Source organism: Mesorhizobium sp. ORM8.1, assembly GCF_053005525.2.
The window spans coordinates 2,233,878-2,254,034 of record NZ_CM132600.1 but is presented as its reverse complement, the minus strand read 5'-3'; the positions used below and the strand labels follow the sequence as shown (position 1 = coordinate 2,254,034).

General features: G+C 59.1%; 17 protein-coding genes and 1 pseudogene. 9 read left to right on the top strand and 9 right to left on the bottom strand.

Annotated elements, in window-relative coordinates:
* Positions 1–20 precede the first annotated feature (20 nt).
* From ccoG to ACVDG8_RS11575, 8 genes are all read left to right on the top strand, one after another.
* On the top strand, positions 21–1,580 hold the full coding sequence (gene ccoG, locus ACVDG8_RS11610; RefSeq protein WP_447254841.1) for a cytochrome c oxidase accessory protein CcoG: 1,560 nt from the start codon (positions 21–23) through the stop codon (positions 1,578–1,580).
* A complete protein-coding gene (locus ACVDG8_RS11605; protein WP_447254840.1) occupies positions 1,577–2,074 on the top strand; it encodes a FixH family protein in 498 nt (165 codons plus the stop codon). The genes ccoG and ACVDG8_RS11605 overlap by 4 nt, the downstream gene beginning before the upstream one ends.
* Positions 2,071–4,356, top strand: coding sequence for a cation-translocating P-type ATPase (locus tag ACVDG8_RS11600; protein WP_455707700.1), 2,286 nt, complete (start codon positions 2,071–2,073; stop codon positions 4,354–4,356). Before ACVDG8_RS11605 ends, ACVDG8_RS11600 begins: the two co-directional genes overlap by 4 nt.
* Positions 4,356–4,511 carry a cbb3-type cytochrome oxidase assembly protein CcoS gene (gene ccoS, locus ACVDG8_RS11595; protein ID WP_447254839.1) on the top strand — a complete coding sequence of 52 codons (156 nt, stop codon included), beginning with the start codon at positions 4,356–4,358 and terminating at the stop codon, positions 4,509–4,511. Before ACVDG8_RS11600 ends, ccoS begins: the two co-directional genes overlap by 1 nt.
* A 424-nt stretch (positions 4,512–4,935) precedes the next feature.
* A complete protein-coding gene (locus ACVDG8_RS11590; RefSeq protein ID WP_455707699.1) occupies positions 4,936–5,223 on the top strand; it encodes a hypothetical protein in 288 nt (95 codons plus the stop codon).
* Positions 5,224–5,346: 123 nt separating this feature from the next.
* Positions 5,347–6,534 (top strand): 5-demethoxyubiquinol-8 5-hydroxylase UbiM, encoded by a 1,188-nt coding sequence (gene ubiM / locus ACVDG8_RS11585; protein WP_447254837.1) that lies wholly within the window; start codon positions 5,347–5,349, stop codon positions 6,532–6,534.
* Between the two features lie 520 nt (positions 6,535–7,054).
* Positions 7,055–7,806, top strand: a protein-coding gene (locus ACVDG8_RS11580; RefSeq protein WP_455707698.1) for an IS5 family transposase whose coding sequence is annotated in 2 segments (ribosomal slippage) — positions 7,055–7,385 and positions 7,385–7,806 — 753 coding nt in all. Because the reading frame shifts where the segments join, the coding sequence is not laid out codon by codon here.
* A 264-nt stretch (positions 7,807–8,070) separates the two neighbouring features.
* Complete coding sequence (locus tag ACVDG8_RS11575) at positions 8,071–9,642, top strand: RelA/SpoT domain-containing protein (protein ID WP_455707697.1); 1,572 nt, start codon at positions 8,071–8,073, stop codon at positions 9,640–9,642.
* Between the two features lie 257 nt (positions 9,643–9,899).
* Here the strand turns inward: ACVDG8_RS11575 and ACVDG8_RS11570 are convergent, their stop codons facing one another.
* Entirely contained in the window at positions 9,900–10,661 is a 762-nt protein-coding gene (locus tag ACVDG8_RS11570; protein WP_455707696.1) for a DUF5677 domain-containing protein, read from the bottom strand.
* A 456-nt stretch (positions 10,662–11,117) separates the two neighbouring features.
* On the opposite strand from ACVDG8_RS11570, the pseudogene ACVDG8_RS11565 reads away from it, so the two are divergent.
* Positions 11,118–12,487, top strand: a pseudogene (locus ACVDG8_RS11565) (TolC family outer membrane protein).
* A 354-nt stretch (positions 12,488–12,841) separates the two neighbouring features.
* Here ACVDG8_RS11565 and hxsA read toward each other — a convergent pair.
* The 8 genes from hxsA to ACVDG8_RS11525 all read right to left on the bottom strand — a co-directional run bounded on the left by hxsA (position 12,842) and on the right by ACVDG8_RS11525 (position 20,028).
* On the bottom strand, positions 12,842–13,366 hold the full coding sequence (gene hxsA / locus ACVDG8_RS11560) for a His-Xaa-Ser repeat protein HxsA (RefSeq protein ID WP_447254834.1): 525 nt from the start codon (positions 13,364–13,366) through the stop codon (positions 12,842–12,844).
* Positions 13,363–13,752, bottom strand: coding sequence for a hypothetical protein (locus ACVDG8_RS11555; RefSeq protein ID WP_455707695.1), 390 nt, complete (start codon positions 13,750–13,752; stop codon positions 13,363–13,365). Before ACVDG8_RS11555 ends, hxsA begins: the two co-directional genes overlap by 4 nt.
* The gene (locus tag ACVDG8_RS11550) at positions 13,749–14,462 is read right to left on the bottom strand and encodes a hypothetical protein (protein WP_455707694.1); all 714 of its coding nucleotides are present in this window, start codon (positions 14,460–14,462) and stop codon (positions 13,749–13,751) included. Before ACVDG8_RS11550 ends, ACVDG8_RS11555 begins: the two co-directional genes overlap by 4 nt.
* A complete protein-coding gene (gene hxsB / locus ACVDG8_RS11545; protein WP_447254832.1) occupies positions 14,459–15,868 on the bottom strand; it encodes a His-Xaa-Ser system radical SAM maturase HxsB in 1,410 nt (469 codons plus the stop codon). The genes ACVDG8_RS11550 and hxsB overlap by 4 nt, the downstream gene beginning before the upstream one ends.
* On the bottom strand, positions 15,865–16,248 hold the full coding sequence (locus ACVDG8_RS11540; protein WP_447254831.1) for a hypothetical protein: 384 nt from the start codon (positions 16,246–16,248) through the stop codon (positions 15,865–15,867). Before ACVDG8_RS11540 ends, hxsB begins: the two co-directional genes overlap by 4 nt.
* 32 nt (positions 16,249–16,280) lie before the next feature.
* Entirely contained in the window at positions 16,281–17,009 is a 729-nt protein-coding gene (locus tag ACVDG8_RS11535; protein ID WP_447254830.1) for a thermonuclease family protein, read from the bottom strand.
* 195 nt (positions 17,010–17,204) lie between these two features.
* Positions 17,205–18,407: a PAN domain-containing protein gene (locus ACVDG8_RS11530; RefSeq protein WP_455707693.1), complete on the bottom strand. Its 1,203-nt coding sequence runs from the start codon at positions 18,405–18,407 to the stop codon at positions 17,205–17,207.
* A complete protein-coding gene (locus ACVDG8_RS11525) occupies positions 18,379–20,028 on the bottom strand; it encodes a hypothetical protein (RefSeq protein ID WP_447254828.1) in 1,650 nt (549 codons plus the stop codon). The genes ACVDG8_RS11530 and ACVDG8_RS11525 overlap by 29 nt, the downstream gene beginning before the upstream one ends.
* Positions 20,029–20,157: the final 129 nt, after the last annotated feature.

The window sequence follows — 20,157 nt, the reverse complement described above, 5'->3', positions numbered from 1 at the left end:
CGGATGGGAGTGGTACGCACGTGCGCAATGATACGCGAACAGAACGGCTCGAAGGCTCGGCCACAAATTCCTGGAATATCCGTCAGCCTCTTTACGCTGCGCGCAAGAAAATCTTCCCAAAGCGCACCTCGGGCAACTTTCGCCGCTTCAAATGGCTGGTGATGGCGATCACGCTCGGCATCTACTACCTGACGCCGTGGCTGCGTTGGGATCGCGGTGCATTTGCTCCGGACCAGGCCGTGCTGCTCGACCTTGCCAATCGGCGTTTCTACTTCTTCTTCATCGAGATATGGCCGCAGGAATTCTTCTATGTGGCCGGCCTCCTGGTCATGGCCGGCGTCGGCCTCTTCCTGATCACCTCGACGGTCGGGCGCGCCTGGTGCGGCTATACGTGCCCGCAGACCGTTTGGGTCGATCTGTTTCTGGTCGTAGAGCGCGCCATCGAGGGCGACCGCAACGCTCGCATGAAGCTCGATGCGGGACCCTGGACAGCGCGAAAGCTGATGCTGCGCGTCTCGAAGCACGCGATCTGGCTGGTCATAGGCGCGGCCACCGGCGGCGCCTGGATCTTCTATTTCGCCGATGCGCCAACGCTGGCCGGCGAGCTCTTCACCGGCACGGCGGCTCCCGTCGCCTACATCACCATCGCCGTACTGACGGCGACGACCTATACGTTCGGCGGGCTGATGCGCGAGCAGGTCTGCACCTATATGTGCCCGTGGCCGCGCATCCAGGCGGCCATGCTCGATGAGAACTCCCTCACCGTCACCTACAATGACTGGCGCGGCGAACCGCGCTCGCGCCACGCCAAGAAGGTGATCGCCGCGGGGCAGCCTGTCGGCGACTGCGTCGACTGCAATGCCTGCGTCGCGGTCTGCCCGATGGGGATCGACATCCGCGACGGCCAGCAACTCGAATGCATCACCTGCGCGCTCTGCATCGACGCTTGCGACGGCGTCATGGACAAGCTCGGCAGGGAGCATGGGTTGATCTCCTACGCGACGCTCTCCGACTACAACGCCAACATGATGCTGGCGACCGCCAGGGGCTCGGGTTCAGTCAATCCTTCGCTGGTCCGAACCGCTGACAGCCTGTTCTCCGACAAGGTGGCCCATTTCCACATTCGCAAGATCTTTCGGCCGCGCACCTACGTCTACATGGGCCTGTGGTCGCTGATTGGCCTCGGTCTGCTGTATTCGCTGCTGACGCGCGACCGGCTCGAAGTGAACGTGCTGCACGACCGCAATCCGCAGTTCGTCACCCTGTCCGACGGTTCCATCCGCAACGGCTACACCGTCAAGCTGCTCAACATGATCCCCGAGCCCAGGACGATCATCGTGACCTTTCAGGGCCTGGAAGGAGCAGAGATGAGCGTCGTCGGCATCGATCAGCCGGCAGGCCGCTCCGTTCCCATCTCGGTCGAACCCGACCGCCTGAAAATGCTGAAGGTCTTCGTGCGGCAGCCCGCGGATCAGATCCAGCGCGCGGCGCAGACCTTCACGTTCCGGGTCGAGGACAGAGCGAGCTTCGAGTCGGACCAATACACCGCCACCTTCAACGCGCCGGAGACTACCAGATGACCGCCAAGGCGCAAAAGCCCCGCGAATTCACCGGCAAGCACATGCTGGCCATCATCCTTGCCTTTTTCGGTGTGGTCATCGCGGTCAATCTGACCATGGCGACATTCGCCAACACCAGTTGGACCGGCCTTGTCGTCGAGAACACCTACGTGGCGAGCCAGCAGTTCAACAGGAAGGCCGAGGAGGCGCGCGCGCAGGCTGCCCTTGGCTGGAGCGGGAAACTGACCATCGCATGGGGTGAAGTCCGCTACAACCTTACCGATGCCGGCGGCAAGCCGGTTCCCTTGCGTGGTGTCAAAGTGCTGTTTCGCCATCCCGCTTACGAGAAAGAGGACAAGCCGGTCACGCTCGCACCCGCCACGGGTCAGGAATTCGCCGCCCAGCGCATGCCGAAGGACGGCGTCTGGATCGTCGAGGTGGACGCCGATGCCGGCCTCGCGATGCCCTATCGCGACGTCCGCAGGATCATGATTTCCCATGGAGCGCTGCAATGAGCTGTTGTGCGCCGGGCGCCGAAATAGCGCTGGAACTGGCCCGCACCACATCGGTTCTGGCATCGAGCCAGGAGATCAGGTTGGCGAGCCGCTCGCTTGGCGACAATCTTCGACAGACCGACCTTTCAGTGCCGACGGTTCATTGCGCGGCGTGTATCCAGACGATCGAGACGGCGCTGGGAAAGCTCGAGAATATCGAAGGCGCGCGTGTCAACCTGTCGACGAAGCGGGTCGCGGTCCGGTGGCGTGGAGACGAGGTGCCACCGTTCGTCGCCGCGCTTGGAAGGCTGGGCTACGAGGCGCATCTGTTCGCACCCGAGGTCGGCGACAAGGACAAGACGCTTGCCGAACTGATCCGCGCCGTCGCTGTTGCCGGCTTCGCGGCGGGCAACATCATGCTGCTTTCGGTCTCGGTCTGGTCCGGCGCGGAAGGGGCTACCCGCGACCTGTTTCACTGGGTCTCCGCATTGATCGCCATTCCTGCGCTCGCCTTCGCCGGCGGCATCTTCTTCCGCTCGGCCTGGAATGCACTGCGCCATGGTCGCATGAACATGGACGTGCCGATCGCGGTTGGGGTGTCGCTCGCTTATGCGATGAGTCTTTACGAGACGATCAACCATGGCGAACATGCCTATTTCGATGCGTCGGTGTCACTGCTGTTCTTCCTTTTGATCGGCCGGACGCTGGATCATGTGATGCGGGAGCGTGCCCGGACTGCCGTGAAAGGCCTGTCGCAGCTGGCCGCGCGTGGCGCCATGGTGCTGCGCGGCGACGGCGCGCGCGACTATCTGCCGGTCGGCGAGATCGAACCAGGCATGCAGTTGTTGATCGCGGCCGGCGAAAGAACCCCCGTCGACGGCAAGATCATCCAGGGAACATCGGATCTCGACTGCTCGTTGGCCTCAGGCGAAAGCACGCCGAAAAACGTGGCGCCGGGCGATGCCGTGCAGGCCGGCGTGCTCAATCTTACCGGCCCGCTGACGATCCAGGCGGCAGCCGCCGCAAAGGATTCGTTCCTGGCGGAAATCGTTCGGCTGATGGAGGCCGCCGAGGGCGGCCGCGCGCAATATCGCCGTATCGCCGACCGCGTTTCAGCACTTTATGCCCCGGTGGTTCATCTCACCGCCTTCGTGACCTTCCTGGGCTGGATGGCGGCGACCGGCGACTGGCACCGGGCGATGACGATCGCCATCGCTGTTCTCATCATCACATGCCCGTGCGCGCTCGGCCTCGCCGTGCCGATCGTGCAGGTGGTCGCCGCACGGCGCCTGTTCGAGAACGGCATCATGGTCAAGGACGGCTCTGCCATGGAACGCCTGGCGACAATCGACACGGCGGTGTTCGACAAGACCGGCACGCTCACGCTTGGCCAGCCGCGGCTCGTCAACGCGTCGTCGATCGATCCCGCAATGCTGGAAATCGCAGCCGACCTGGCCGCGCATTCGCGCCATCCATATTCAAAGGCCATAGCCGGCTTTGCCATTCCTGGCGGGCAGCTCAAATTCGATGCCGTCACCGAGCACCCGGGATTTGGAATCGAAGCCACTGACGCGGGAGGTACGTGGCGACTGGGCCGACGCGGATGGGCTGGCTGGAAGGCGCGAACGGGCGGTGAAGGCAAACACGGCTACGGCGGAACGGTGCTGACGAGAAACGGGATGATCGCCGCATCCTTCGTTTTCGAGGATGCGTTGCGCGCCGACGCCAGAGCCGCCATCGATCAATTGAGCGACGCCGGGGTTCCCGTAGAAATGCTGTCGGGCGATACCGCGGCAGCCTGCGCCGAGGTTGCGAAGTCACTCGGAATCGAAGACTTCGTTCCGTGCCTGCTGCCATCCGGCAAGCTCGAGCGCATAGAGACCCTCGCGAAAGCCGGGCACAGGGTTCTGATGGTTGGCGATGGCCTCAATGACACGCCGGCGCTGAGCGCAGCGCATGTCTCGATCGCACCGGCGACCGCCGCCGATGTTGGCCGCAACGCGGCGGACTTCGTCTTCCTGCGCGAAAGTCTTGTGGCCGTGCCCCTCGCGCTGGACGTCTCGCGCAAGGCAGGAAGGCTGATCCGGCAGAACATCGCCATGGCTATCGTCTACAATGCGGTCGCGGTTCCGATCGCTATCTCGGGGCACGTCACACCGTTGATCGCCGCAATCGCGATGTCCGCCTCGTCGTTGCTAGTCATCGGGAATGCATTGCGCCTGGAAGGCTTTGTTCGGCACGCACCAGCGGAAACTGTTGCCAATGATAGACACTCCAACAATGGCGGACGGGTACAGTTGTAATGAGGACGCTTGCCTATTTGATACCTGGGACCCTCCTCCTCGGCGCGCTTGGGCTGTCGGGCTTCCTATGGGCGTTGAAAAGCGGTCAATACGAGGATCTCGACGGGGCAGCAGAGCGTATCCTTCTCGACCATGACGACAAGCCAGAAGGCTGATTCAAGCCGCTCCGCAGAGGACTGCGCGGAATGAGGTTGCATAGGGCAGCTTCACTGCCGCCGGTTGACGCTGATCTGTGAACAGCCTGTGTCGCGGCAGGATTACGTCGCCCATTCCGCCCAATATGCAGGCGGTGATCGTCTAACCGCGGTCGCCCGATTTCTCACGCCGCCTGACCCAGATCAGGGTTATCTACTCATCGGTGTGGTTTCATGGGTCAGTGTTTCAAGGAGAAACCATGCCTACTCGACTAATCGCGCCGCCGAGCGCCTCGCGATCGGTCTGGATCAACACCCACACATCGAGCCTTTTGTTCCAGGAGTATGGCAGGGCGTCGCTTTCGGCTGAGCGAGCGTGGCGAAGTTGAGGTGGATGCTGAACATGGCATGCGTATGCCAACGTTTTGTTTGCAGGAGTGAATGGATGTCGCGATTTCGCCTATTGACGATCTTTATGTCGGGAATGCTGGTAACGGCGGCGTTGCCGGGTCCAGTCGCCTCAGCACCAGTCCTTAACCCCGCCAATCGCAATGCGCTGGTCGAGCAGAACGAATCACTGATGCTGGAGAACAGGCTGAGGCGGCAGCAATTTCAGCAGCAGCAGCACTTCCGTGCCCAGTATCGCGAGATCGCGCCGCTGCAACGGCCCGATCGTATGCTTATTTGCCAGCTTCAGCCGTCAAGCAACGGCTTTGTGAGCATCTGCCGCTGATGAGGCGGCTTGCCACTTATTTAGGCGGCCATAGCTTGCGCGCGTCGTGCTTAAACTAGCATCAAAGGCGTCTTTGATTTCGCAGTTCGTGCTTGGGCACTGGAGAGCCTACGCGATGGCGCCATGTTGATGGCCGAGTCCGATTACAGCTTCGACATCATTGTCGTTGGAGCGGGGCCGGTCGGACTTTCCTTCGCCGCGTCGCTTGCCCAGAGCAAACTCAAGGTGGCGCTTGTTGAAGCGCAGGCCCTGGAGAGACTGGCCAATCCGGCTTTCGACGGTCGCGAGATCGCGCTGACTCATGCCTCGATCAGAATCCTTCGGGAGCTCGGCGCCTGGGATATCATTCCCGCTTCGGACAAATCACCACTTCGAGGCGCGCGCGTGCTTAACGGTTCGAGCGGTTTCGCACTGCGTTTTGATGCTCCAAGGGCGTGTGGAGAAACTCTCGGAATTTTCGTCCCGAACTGCCGCATTCGCGACGCGCTGTTCAAAATCGTTCGGATGCGTGATCAGCCAGAGCTCCTGTGCGGCCACTCGGTCATCGACGCAACGACCAGCCACAAAGGAGCCGTGGTAAGGCTTTCCGACGGCATGCAGTTGAGCGCCAGGCTTGTTGTTGCCGCGGACTCGCGCCTGTCCCCCACGCGTGATCTGCTCGGCATCGGCGCCGACATCAACCGGCTTGGCCACTCGATGCTGATCTGTCGGGTGCGGCACGAGCGCGACCATCACCATGTGGCAACCGAATGGTTCGATCATCATCAAACGATAGCGATGTTGCCTCTGGGGGAGGGGGTGTCCTCGCTGCTGCTCACTCTGCCCTCAAGCGACGTCGACAGACTGCTTGCCTTCAGCGACGATTTGTTCGTCAGGGAATTGACGAAGCGGTGTCGAGGCCGTCTCGGGGAAATGACATTGACAAGCAGCCGCCACGCCTATCCGCTGGTCACCACTTGGGCGCACGAATTCAGGGCTCCGAGCGCCGCCCTCATCGGTGACGCTGCAATCGGCATGCACCCGGTGACAGCGCATGGCTTCAACATTGGTCTCGGCAGCCAAAGGCAACTCGCCGATGCAATCCTGGCTGCAAGTCGCGACGGCCGCGACATTGCCGATCCCGACATGCTGCATCGATACGAAAGGCGGCTGCGCCTCTCGGCGGCGCCGCTCTACCATGGTACGAATATGCTCGTCCGACTCTACTCAAGCGAGCGAACGGGGGCACGGCTTGCGCGCCATGCGGGGCTTCGGTTCGCCCAACATTTTCCTCTTATCCGGCATGGTATTTCGGCCATGCTCAAACGGTGAAAGCAACCAGCAGCTCTGGACCTGTGGACTTGTTGCGACGACCGTCCGGCAAGAGTGGCAGCACTGCCCAAATCACCACTACCGCCGCTCCAGTCGGCAAACGCCTGTTCGTTCGGTGACGGCGTTATTCAGCGCGGATCATCGGCCGCACGGCGAGCTGAATGACCTAACAGTCTGGGTTTGGATGGGATTCCAAAGAGTTGATCTTCCTGTAAAATCACCGCGCAATCCCATGCCACTGCAACTGCCAAAAGGTCCGAAGCAGAACCCGAGCACTTTGAGGTGGGCGGCGCACACCGATCTCCTTGAGTTCGAGCACGAAGCGCCGGCGCAAACGGGATGGGTTGGAGGAGCAACTGGTCGGCACTGGAGGCCTCGGTGTCCGAGCTACAGCTGTTCGACGGCCCATATTTGCGGATGCAGGCAACCAACGCCTCTATCGTCGACCAGTTCATCACCCGACTAGGGCCTGTTGATATTCATGATTCCCATTCTGGCTTGATCGTGATTCAAGCTTCGGATGGAACGATTCGTGCTGACGGACGCCCAGTGGGCGAAGATGGAACCGCATTGTCTGGGTAAGCCAGCGGATCCTGGGCGAAGCGGCCACGACAATCGCCTGTTCGTCGAAGCGGTTCTTTGGATCGTGCGGACTGGCAGTCCGTGTCGTGATCTGCCTGCCCTCTTCGGAAAGTGGAACAGCGTTTTCACGCGATACCGAGGTTGGGTCAAAGCCGATGTTTTCATTCGGCTTTTCGAGGCTTGCTCGGGCCAGCCGGACATGGAATACGCCATGGTCGACGCCGCCATCGTCAAGGTCCATCGACACGGCCAGGGCGCAAAAGGGGGACTCAAAGCCAGGCCATAGGTCGCTCCAAGGGCGGCATGACAACCAAAATCTTGGCGCTTACCGACGCGCTTGGCAATCTCGTGCGCTTTGTCCTGCTGCCGGGCCAGCGCTTCGATACGGTCGGCGTCGAACCGCTCATCCAAGGCCTCTCCTTCGGCGCTCTGATCGCCGACAAAGCCTTCGACAGCAACACCATCATCGCCGATATGAACGAGCGTGGCGCCAAGATCGTCATTTCCCAGCATCCGCGCCGAACAAAGCCGATCCCGCTCGATGCCGAGATGTACAAATGGCGTCATCTGATCGAGAATTTCTTCTGCAAACTCAAAGAATTCAAACGCATCGCCATGCGCGCCGACAAAACCGACCAGAGCTTCAATGCCATCATTCATCTCGCAGCTGCCGTCATCAACTCCAAATGAATCTCAACAAGCCCTAGAACACGGCGCGTTGCAGAGCGATTCCACGAACAGCTCGATCCTTTGTTACTCGCCTTCCTCAACGCCCAGTCGCAGATGTGGATTTTCAGCCCCTACGAACTGCTTCGTACATGGCGGGCCCGCGTCAAGGACGTCGTCAAGTGGCATGAAAACGGCGACCTGAAACTGAAGATTGGAGCGCTGAGCCGGGACGAGGGTCTTCGCCACTAAGCGAAAGAGCTTCGGGTTAAGCAGTTCCAGCGGGTTATGGATGACCCGACCATCATCGACAAATCCGTGAAGAACTTCGGGTCTCCCACGTTCTGTTCTCCCAGCTCGAATTCCTGCACATATTCCCTCGCCAAGCGGCAAAAAGAGCTCGACCGCCTACACGCCGGGTTACGGCCAGCATCGCTGGTGCGGATCGCTGGACTACCAGATGGAAGCCGGGCAGGATTGGGGCAACCTGAACCGTCGCAACGTGGCCGAAGGCATTCGGTCGTGGCGAGCCCGAAGCGAATAGCCACCGACGAACGCCTTGCCGGGTTCGATGCATACATGAGGCTGTCGGACGGGCCAGAGTTCGACCAGCTGACTAGCGATTTCTGTGAAGGGCGCGCAAGAACGGATGCAGAACTTCCGGAATCAGGCTATGGTGCGCAATCCTCAATAGAGACTCAAACTCTGACGATGCAAGCAGCAGCAATCCTCGCCGGCAATGAAGTGCGGCCTGCCGGAAAAAGACTCGGCCAACCGATCGTTGGGTTTGAACACATGTCGAGGGCGGAGAAGGACGAACTCTACCGGGTGTTCTCGGTCGCCAACGATTGGCGAGAGTCGCACGTCTACCCGATGCGAAGCGTCCGCCAGTCCGTCATAGCCCGGATGCGAACACTGGGGTGCAACGGCATAACCGCTGGCCGCGTGAAGCGCATGGCAGCCATTCGCCGTAAGCTCTCCACGACGCCTATCCATCTCGACCAGATACAGGACATCGCCGGTTGCAGGGCGATCCTCGACAACATGGATGGCGTTCGAAAGCTGCTCGCATCCATCAGCGACGAGTTTCCGCACAATATCCGACGTCAGTCACCCTACATCGACGCGCCGAAAGACGATGGCTACCGCAGTCACCACTTTGCGCTGGACTTCGAAAAGGGCGAGCGACGGCGTGTTGAGCTTCAGGTTCGGACCCGGCTCCAGCATTCATGGGCAACCGCCGTGGAAGCTGTCGGGCTCTTTCTCGGGCAGGACATCAAGCACCACAAAGGCGATGTGAACTGGCTAAGGCTGTTTCAGCTCATGTCGGGAGAGTTTGCCCGCGTGGAAGGAGGCGCCGGTCCGCAGGGGATGCCGAGCCGCAGCGACTGCCTGAAGGAGTTGCGGGAGCTGGATCACGTTCTGGGTGCCGCGCAGCTGCTCGATAACATCAAGATTTTGGCGCACTACGCCGAGAACTACGACTACGACAAGGGTCAGTTCTATGTGATCCGCTACCGCCGCGTTGAGAAGACGGTTGATGTCACATCGTTCAGCAGCGAGGGCGACGCCTCGACGTTGGTGAGCGCCATAGAGCGACTGGTCGAAACAGGGCAGGACGACTCCCGCGTGGTCATGGTTGAGGTCGACCGGATGGATGGCCTGGTGGAGACCTACCCCAACTATTTCGGCGACGTGTCGCTGTTCGTGCAAAACCTGAAGCAAATCTGCCTCGGCAAGGACGCCATCAAATACCACATGGCGCCGCAGAAGCTGGTGAAGCCCAAGCCGGAGGAGAAGCCGGACCCAACTTCGCTGTTCCGTCGATACACGCGCTGGAACGATCCTTCCCGCAAGTGACCGTTTAGGTGGGATCGTGTTGGGGTGAATGCCGCTGATCGTTACCCCGCATAGCCGCCCCAGGCTGCGTGGTGGTTTTTCCTGATACCGGTGAACGCTGCTGGTCGCCGGCCGAAATCCATCATCCCCGTGACGGCCAAGGCATGGGACAACGTGCTCCCCCTTCTGAAGCTATTCCTTTGTGCTGGCGGCATCACTTTCACAGTCAGACCTCCCTTATGGTCACGCCATCCCTAAAGGGGAGAAGAGGCTCGAGGCTATTTATGGGACGGAGGCTGCTCTGCTGGAATGGACGCGGTCACTGGTGCAGCGACCGGCATTTCCGCCCGCCGCTGCGCATACACCTCCAGCTTCTCCAGTTGGTCTGAACCCAGGTAGTGGTGAACGGTGCGGTTAGAGCCGGTGAGGATTGACAGGAAGGTGTCGATCGCCGCGTCGAAATCCACCTTCTCCATGTTGGTGAATATCGCGATGTGGAAAATTGGTAACTCGTCCGAGCCCTGGTTGGCGAAATGGCGATCCATCAGCGCCCGCATGTTGTTGTGGGTCTCACAGCACAGGCTGTTGTAGATCGATCGGTAGATGTCGCCCATTCCCGCCATGTCGAAGCGGGTCTTGGTGTCCAGTGGCTTCCCGAGCCGCGCAAGCTCCTTCTCGTGTTCCGCAAGACGCGCTGGCGCCTCGGCCTCAATCGCGGCAAGAAACGGGTTGGTCCTCTTGATCGCCTCGCGGCAAACGATCCGAAACTGCTGATGGTAATGAGCTTGCATCTGGTCGGCATACGCCGGGTCTGACGCCAAGTTCAGTAGGTCGACATGAGCCTCCAGGCACGAGCGCAAGATTGCCTCAACGCCTGTAGAGCGACCGGAGTCGACCAACGCGACTGCGCTATCGATCTGCTCGATGATGGTGGCGTAAAGAGCCATAATGAGCCGCTGGACGGCGTTGCCGCTATTGAAGGTTGTGACCCTCAGCGCGTGAATGGTTGCGGCAAGTTGCTCCTTTAGGAGCTGATACATTGGTCCGTCCATAGCTGTCCCCCTAAACGGAGATAGTGGCTAAGGGCGGCCGCGTTGGAAAGGCGCTTACGATCATCAGGCACGGTTGAGGACACCAACTATGATGGGAGCATCGAGACCTGCGACGGTATGCAGGCCTGCTTAGCCCCGGGCCAAGCTCATTCGATCTCGACCCCAGCGACCGCAAACTGATGCGGCCGCCCTCTTTGGGTGCGAATGTGGTGATCCAATGGTGCTCAGGCGGGAAGCGGTTGCATCCATGGTGTGGATGACATCGATCGAAATAATCTTTTGTGCAATCTATCACCCTTCGCAAAAAAGCTTACCGCGGTACGAAGCGTGGCTGCGCAGATGGGGGCGCGGGTGCGTTCAAAGCGGGCCCGTGCGTGGGCTGATAGCTGCTGTGCCGCCGCGATTGTCCAGCGTTCAGAAGTGAATTTGCGACCAAGTAAGAGACTGGCGGGACTGGCATTCTCCATTCTAGCGACTGCACCGCTATCTTCGAACGCCGCCTCCGCCGAGAGCATTTTGGAAGCTCTATCGGAGGCATACCAGAACAATTCCTCTCTGAATTCGTCCCGCGCCAAGGTCCGCGTTACCGAGGAGAGCGTAGCCATCGCCAAGTCAGGGTGGCGCCCGACGATCGAGGGTTCCGCGAACATCGGTCAATCCAGCAGCCATGTGAACGGGAGCAATAAAAAACGCGCGTAAGACCACCGGCGAATATGGCGTCCAGATCAAACAGACGCTGTTCGACGGTTTTCAGACTAGGAACAACGTCGCCGCCGCCGAATCGCAGGTCAGAGCTTCGGTCGAAAGCCTGCATAACACCGAAGAGAACATTCTGTTCAAGTCAGCCCAGGCTTATATGAATGTCATTCGCAACCGGCAGATAGCAGTTCTGACGCAGCAAAACGTGAGGTTCCTGACCGGGCAGGCGCGAGCTGCGCGTTCCCGCTTCGAGGTTGGCGAGGTTACGCGTACCGACGTCGCTCAAGCCGACGCTTCGCGCGCGTCCGCCGTGGCGGAATTGGCCGCCGCCCGTGAGCAGCTCATGGTGAGCGCGGCGACCTATCGTCAGCTCGTCGGCCACGAGCCGGGGAGGCTCAGGGCCGCTTCGCCGCCGACGAGGCTTTTGCCGCCGAGCCTCGATGCGGCAATCGTGACTGCATCAAGCGAGCACCCCGCTATCCTGGCCTCGCAGCATCTGGTCGACGCGGCAGCGTTTTCGGTGAAATCGGCCGAAGGTGCGCTGCTGCCTCAACTCTCCGCCTCGGCCGGCGTCTCAAGCGCCTATCGCGACACCTTGCCTATATCGAGTCAGCAGGACGGCACGACCAATTCAGCCAGCATCGGCGCGACATTGACCATACCGATCTATTCGGGTGGCCGCACTTCGGCGCTTGTACGACGGAACAAGGAATCGCTTAGTCAGGCCCGGATCGAAGTCGATGTCGGCCGCGATCTGGTGCGTCAGCAAGTGATTGCACCATGGACCACGTACAGCGCAGCCCGGCAAACGGTAGCGGCCAACAGGCAGGTGACCGCCGCTGCGCAGCTTGCCCTGAAGGGCGTCATCGAGGAGCGCGATGTCGGGCAACGCACCACGCTCAACGTTCTCAACGCCCAGGCCGCAGTCATCGCCGGCAAGATCAATCAGGCCAAAGCCGAACACGACGTTGTGGTGGCGAGTTATGGCATCCTACAGGTGATCGGTCACCTTTCGGCCATGCGTCTCAACCTGCAGGTGACAAAATAAAGGCGGGACGACTGTCAAGGACAAGTGGATCGGTCTACACACGCCAGATTCGCGATCCCCGAGTTGAAGCTTCGCATCGATGACACGTGGATGCACGTTCGTACTCCCCACCAGCATGACATTGCCTGCCTCTCATCGTTGATACGTCTCTCTCGGGCATGCGGGTTGCCGGCGAATAGAACCGGCTCATCACCGAGCGCAGCCGGCCGAGTATGATCGTCAGCGACAGCGAAGTGAGTTCACAACAAAAAAACCGCGTCGAATGGCGTTTCATTGCCTGCCCGAAACCCTTCGCCAAAGTGGTTATCGCTCAACCTGCGCCAGAAAGGCCAGGTCGGGAGGGGCTCTGCTGGCCACTTTCGAGCATACGTCGTCGCGACGCCGCGGGAGTTCCACGCCAGAACGCAGCGCTCGGAAGTCCTCAGTTGGCCACGATCCCTAACGCGGTTAACGTTTCTGGGGTGATTGTACCTGTGACCTTGAGATTATAGTCCGACTGCATTCTCAACAAGCCGGCCCTCATTTCGGGGCTCATCGTTCCGTCCAATTCCCCATTGTAGTAGCCGAACGCAAGCATCGCGAATTGAACCTGGAATACGATCTCTTTGAACCGGTTGGCGTTTCCAGGAAGCGTCGCAAGAGGAGCCGGTACTGGCGCCGCAATGGGCGGTTGGTAGGTAGGCGCGGGTGCCTGATAGACGGGTGCCGAATCTGCCGGCGGCGGATAGTAGGTGCCTCCGGATGAAGATCGGTGGCTGCTGTGGGAGCTATGGCTGCTGTGCGAGCTATGGCCAGCCAACGTGTATCTGTGATCCAGCTTGAAGATATCAAAAAGCGATTTTGTCTTGCCGCTATCACCACTTGGCGCGAGCGGCATTGCGACGCTTTCGATCGGCATAAACCCAGCAGCGATCAAGGATGGGATCGCGAAGAACCGCTTTTTCATGCGACACCAAACCTTCCATATCCATGCACTTTTGGATGCCATTCGAAGAAGCCGCCGCACTGATTGCGAAGACTGCAGTTAACGCAATCCTCAACATAAGCCCGTTTCCAATCCGAAATCGTGGATGGTGCGAATGCGCGATAGTCAGGAGGAACAGTGCACAGCGGGAAATTGTAGAGCTTGGTGTCGATGCCACGGCTGATCGAGAAATCCAGCGCCTTGCTCACCAAATCGAAGCCGAGGGAACTGTCGAAAAACAGGGAATCCCAGTTCTTTCGGCCATAGCCGATATTTTCGAGCTGCATGATTGCCCATTTGTCGATGAATGGTAGGGCGACCGTAACGAACTTGGCCAGGTCCAGCAGCCCGGGTGCGTTGGGCTTCATGAGGACGGTTCGCAACTCGATTTTTGCCCCAGCCTCGCAAAGGAGCGAAAGGTTGTTCCTGACCTGATCGAAGGCCCCTGGCTTTCCGACGACATGATCGTGAATCGCGCTGTCGCTGGAATAGACGGGAACCCCCAAAGGATCCGGCTTAGATCCAAAGCGCGGAGCTTGGCGCGATCATCGGCTTCGAAATGCTGAGCATTGGTCAGGATGTGAAAATCGATGTCACGCCGCTGCTCCATCGTCTTTCGCAAGAATTCGAACAGCTCCGATTTGAAAAGCGTCGGCTCTCCGCCTGACAGGCCTATCGTTGAATTCTCCGGCGCCAGAAGCACGGCCGTCTCGAAAAACGGAAACATGTCGACGTGCTGCTGTTTCGGCGGCTGCGAGCACATCACGCATAGCTGGTCACAGCGTTCGGTGATCAAAAGCGTGTTGTGGCGAGAGTTCGCCCGAATTAGCCGATGTGCCGCTTTGCGGAATGGCACGACAAACACAACATCACCGTCCACCTCGGATGGGTCGATCCCAAACAAGTGAAGGCTTCCCGCAGCCCCCTCAAAGTGCGCCTTTTCACCGTCTGCGGTTTCCAATACTGCGTCCAGAGAACTGACGTTGCCCAGCGGCTCAGGCATTCCTTCGCACGACCGCAGCCGAACCACATATGGCTCGATAACGTCAGTCTCGATCTTGACGCGGAGTGGGATCATGTATGCACCGTGATCATGTGATCCCCCCAAGATGGCACACCAGCCCATTTGGCGACCGATTGAAGCGCGGCTTCATCCCGCCGACTGATAACCTCTACAACCTTGTCGAAGAGGTGCATGTGTCGTTGGCAGAACCAAGTATCGGTGCGAGGCAGGTCAATTCGCCCCTCCCTCGACAGATCGTCAACAACGTCTGTCCCGCAGAAGGGCTGATAGGCGCAGTGGATGCAGTCCGGATCAAAGTTGTTGAGCGAGGCACTATTGAGCAACTGGATCTTGGCCTGGTCAATGCCGACCGTCACCGTGCCGATCGACAGATCGACGCGACCTACGCGCGAAAGCATCCTGGCTTCATCCGTCGGGTAAAGCCGCCCGTCGTGATCAATGACTATGTAGTCCGAAGCAAAGAAGTTGGGATTGCGGAGGTCGACATGATCGTCGGTCCCCGATCTGAGGAATCTCCTTAGGCACTGGCTGAAATAATACTCCTCGACGTAGTGACCAGTGCGATGGTTCCGATCAATCAAGTAGTCGATGAAGCTGGAATGAAGTGCATTCCACTTGGCTGTCGAATGCGGATTGGTTTTTCGGCGGCGAGCGAATCCCTGGTGGTTTATCGGTCGGAGATAGATCGATTGCATTCCGTAGCGCTCGAAATTGCCGATGAGCTCCCCGAAATCCGGCGGTGCATCCACGTCGATCGTGGGGAGCGCGGATACCTTGCCCGGTCCAAGGCGACGCACAGCATCGGCCAGGTTGTTGAAGAACGCATCGGTTGTCGCATCATCTTCGGTGCGTTGGCGCTGATGGCTATTTCGATCTCCGTCTAGCGACGTGCTGACGAAAGTGTCCGCTTGATCGAGGTAGGCCCATTCTCGCTCGCCGAGGCGTTGGAGATTGGTGCAGACCACAAATTGGCTGCCAGGAAACCTCGCTCGGGTGAATGAGCGTATCTGTTCAAGCAAATCGACACGCAGCAAAGGTTCGCCGCCCTGAAACTCGACTTTAATCCGTGGCCCCTTCATCGCTCCGATAAAGCGGAGAATCGCGTTCAGAGTCTCGTCGCTCCAGTCGAAACCTTGTGCAGTTTCCGGCGCTCGGGAAACTTGACAGTAGCCGCACGTCAGATTGCAGCGCAGGGTAGGCACGAGGATAACGTATGAAAGTTCCTGCTGTTTTGATTGGCGTCGAGCCCATCGATACGCAAAAGCCGTCCAGTCGGGGTCGCCTTTCCGTTCGAACGAATGGCCACTTTCACGAAGAAAAGTCTGATCGTCAGCCGATAGTTTGTTGCCGACATACCGTTCGAGAAATAACTGATCGCTGAGGAAGAACCCGCCTGCATCGTCGGTTAAGAGAAATTCGCCATCGCCACGCTCGCGAAACTTAAGTGGCCACACTGTCATTTCGCAGTCACCGCTTCGATCAAGGCTTGCCGAAGCGGCAGCGTCTCAACGTAGATCTTCTCTCGATAAACGGCATGGAGCACGCTTTTGCGCACGACATCCATGTCACCCGGAGAAATGCAAGCCACCTCAAGCCCAGCAGCCGATGCGACAAATCTAAGGGATGGATATTGAGCTTGGACACGAACTAACGCGCCATCCACAAAACTGCGAAAGTTCGGCGGAATCTCAATTGTAATCGGATCTGCGCTGTGCGGCCCCATCTGGTCGAAAATCTCCACCCCGGCCATTATACTTTGAAATTCAGATTTGAATATCGGCGGACGGCTGTATTCGAGAGAAATGCCTAAGGCGGTCTCGTCAGGCTTAATGACTGTCAAAGAGCCTCTTGTACTGGGACCCGACACATGTCTCAGCATAGGCTCTCGCACGGAATGCCGTCCTTGTCGCGGTCGAGCTTGCCGCCCCAGGGGCAGTTGGCCAAATACCAGTTCGCTTCATCGCAAGAACTGATTTGCGGGCACGTTCGGCGCGGCTGGCAGGAGTAGCTCTGCGCCACCGGAGGGCGGCTGATGATCCCGAGCGGCTTGACAGTGGATGGCTTAACGCCCCCGGCATGCTCTGCGCGCCAATCCCAGGGCGCCTGAAAGGCACCAACCCACAGACCGACTTTGGCCGCCTCTGCCTTCGCCTGCTGCCTCGCATAGGCGCCGTGGCTGTATTTGGGCCAATCCAGGGCCAAGCCATTCTCAACCAGCCATCCGGCGATGCTCTTGCCGTCCGCGCGGTGGCAGTCCCCGACATAGCGGCCATAACGGTCCCACGAGACGAACGTACAAAGAGTGGGCCTGGAGAGCGTCAGGAACGTATCAAGGGCAGCGGCCGACTTTACGCCGCACTGATATCGAAAGCCCTTGGCGTCGTCGCACTGCTGCCCGGACTCAGGAGCGTCGATGCCGTTGAAGCGGATGCGCTGTCCGTGGATCTCGATCGTGTCGCCGTCGATGACAGAAGCCACCCCGGTGATCGGCTCCGGAGTACGCCCAATCCAGTGGGATACGTTGAGGTCGAGTGCGCCTTCACTGTGCTGAACGACAAACTGCGCCACGAAGGCGGCCGTCGCCGCCACTGTCACGAACACCAGCCGCTTCGGAATGCCTGCCAGCCTACGAGCACGCCGTCGCTGTGCGCCTCTCCGTTTGCGCCATTGGTCGGACCGATTGTCGTATCGGTATTTGTCCACACCCCTCACTCCCCAAGAGGAAGATGCGCCACTGCCCTTACAAGCCAACATAAGGTCCGCCTGTGCGGGTAGGCCGCCTAAGGCCGATGATCGTCAATTCCCTGCAGTCTTTGTCCCCGAAGCCACCCCCTTGAACAGGGACAGCGAGTCTACCTGATCCAGCATTGAACACATCTTATTCGGAGAGTCGAAATTGAAGCCCAAGCACTTCTGATCCGCCGCACATGCCATGACACAATCGGCGTATGCGCCAGGGACGTTCGAATAAGAGTCGCCCACCACAACGGTGTTCTTGTAGAAAACGAGACTGGAGTATTGCAGCTTACCCGCAACAGCCTGCTTCGCTGCCATGGTGGCATCTGGATCCTTCACCAAAATAGACGCGTCCCCTTTCATGAAACATGCAGAATGCTTTTTGTCGTATGTGATAGCTGAGCAACGATTGTCGCCCTCGCATTGGGTCTGACATTGGTCGAATGACACATTCCATAGCGGCATACTCGGCAGGTCGAAGCCCATCGCATCCCAGCCATCCTGGGCAACGAGTTTATTGGCCATCTCGGCTCTGCCAGCGGGAGCCTCATAGTCACTAGCGCTAAAGGTGCCTTTGTCGAGCCATACACATTTCGATCCGAGTTCCAAAGCGGATGCGTCATTCAGCCCGATGGATGCGAGAGTCGTCGCGGGAGAAACCGGCGCTTGAGGCCTCGCCGTTGGGGAGGCCCGGTTCACCAGGTCTGCGTTTACGTCGACGCCATTGACGAGCCGGCGTGTGTAGCACCAGGCATGGTCCCAAGTCGCGTCGTGTTCGTCATTGAAATGATGGCCAGAAACCAACGACCAGTGCGAACCCTGCCAGTCGATTTCTCGAGTGAGGAACTTGTTGAAGTCCGCAGTTATGACATCGGGTTGTTTTGGAGCCGGCGTCGGGGTTGTGGTCTCCGGTTTAGGAGACACTTCGGGGGCAGGTGCTTTGGTGCGCTCCGTCTTACCTTCCTGGGGTACTGTCTCCGTCGTTGGTATCCTGTCATCGCGTTTTTCGGTTTGCGTCGTGTCTATGACAGGTGGAAGTCCGTAGTCTCGTCCGAAGAACAGCGCCGCCCCGTAACCGATACCAACAGCAGCGACAGCGATCGCACCGCCTGTCATCATCCTCCTGAACGCGTTTGCGCGGGCGATCTTGTCATACGCCGCAGCCTCTGCCTGCAGCGTCGGGATGGCCGCCTGTTTGACGACCAGATCGACAGCACGCTCAAGAAGCGCCGTGTTATGCCGGATCAGCACTTTTGCGGCCACCCTTTGTAGACACCTTGACCAGATCGGCGACCTCGGCCGGCAAATCCTCGTTCAGCGCTTTTCGAAGAGCATCCGGATCGTCGGTCAAAACCGGCACATAGAGGATTTCTTTCACGACCTTTTCGACTGGAACCTCAATCCGTTTCTCGACCTCCCTGTCGACAACCACTTCAAAAGGGACCTTGACGGTGCGAACTCGGCGCCAGCGCCATCTTATTAGCATCCGTCTAATCAGTCTCGACAGTCGGCTCTCGGAGCGGTCTTCGGCCTGTGCTGCTATTCTCTGCAAGCCGAGCGCCACCATGGCAGTGATCGGACCGGCCAATCCGGCAATTACGGCGAGAGAGCCGAACCAGATTGCCGCAACCTTTCCTGCTTGGGCCTCGCTTACTTCTTCCGGCTTTTCGCCATACCAGCGAGCCGCGATGCGTCTGATCTGGTCTGTGCGAGCAAGCGGGATGCGCTTCTTTTCGAGTCCGTTCAACTGGGTCGCTATTTCGTCGCGCCGCGCCTGATTTGCAGCCAATACCTTATCCTGGGAGGCCTCCGCTGATTGGGCGGAAGCCAACGTGCTCCGCGCCTGATTGAGGCGCTGCTCCCAATCCGCGGACGTGGCGTCTAGTGACTTTTCGAGGTCACTTCGGCGGTTCTGAAGCACCTGTTTCTGGTCGGCAGTCATCTCAGGGCTTTCAACCCTCAGGCGGTCGAACTCTGTTCGGGCAGCCGCGATCTCTTGATTGATGGCGAGGATTTGCGGTTCGTATCTCGCCTCCATCTTGGCGCGAGGATTGGCAAGTTTTCCGATCTCGTCTTCCCAGTGCTTCACGGACGCAGCGTCGCCGGCTTCTCGCGCGTCTTTGATCCGCTGGACGAAACTGTCCCTTTGCCCTTCAAACTCCCCCACAGCCTGCTTAACCTTGCCATCGCGCTCGGCGACCAAGTCCGCTCGCCTCTGCTCGCTCTCGTGGACTTGTTCCCGTGCTCTGGCCGCCTGAGGCGTCAATACGGTGGCAGCCTGGAGTTCGGTGTCGACGTCGGCGATACGGTCCTGGATTTCCTTACGAGCCTTGTCGGCAAGCGCATTCACCTCTTCCAAATCCGCCCTTGCCTTCGCGACCTGATCAGTCTGCTGAGCTGCCTGATCCGAGGCAGTCAGCTTCGCGCTCTCTCTGTTGAGCGTGTCGATCCCATCCGCCAGCTCCTCATATTGCAGTTCACGAAGGGTGCCGGCGCGCTCCAAGCCCAGCAAGACCGTCTCAAAAGTGATACCGGCCAGAAGCAGGAGAAACACCAGGATAAAAGGCTTCCAGAACCAGGAGGCGCTGTACAAGAGGGTCGCGATCGGAATCTTCGTAAGCTCTGCGATCGAGACGATGAAGAACGGCGCGCTGGCCAGAATGAGGTCCATCGCGGTTGCAGATTGACTTGCTTCGAAGGCTTGGACGCCCAATACAAGACCAGTGGCAAGGCCAATGATTGAAGCTATTATCTCAAGCGCCCACGCGCCACGGTATGTCCACTGGCCATAGCTGGCCAGCTTCTGGCTCATACTTGCGTACATCAGGCTCCCCGCCTCCTTATATCCCCAGTGCACCTTGCCACCGCGCATGGGAATTTGCATCAAAAATTGCCGTCCGCTTGGTTAATCTCCTTGATTCCAAGAAACATCGTTACTTTCACCCTCGGGATATCGATAGAATATGTGCGAGACGTTGGGGTGAATAATTGCCCGTTAGCGGTTGAGCAGCTC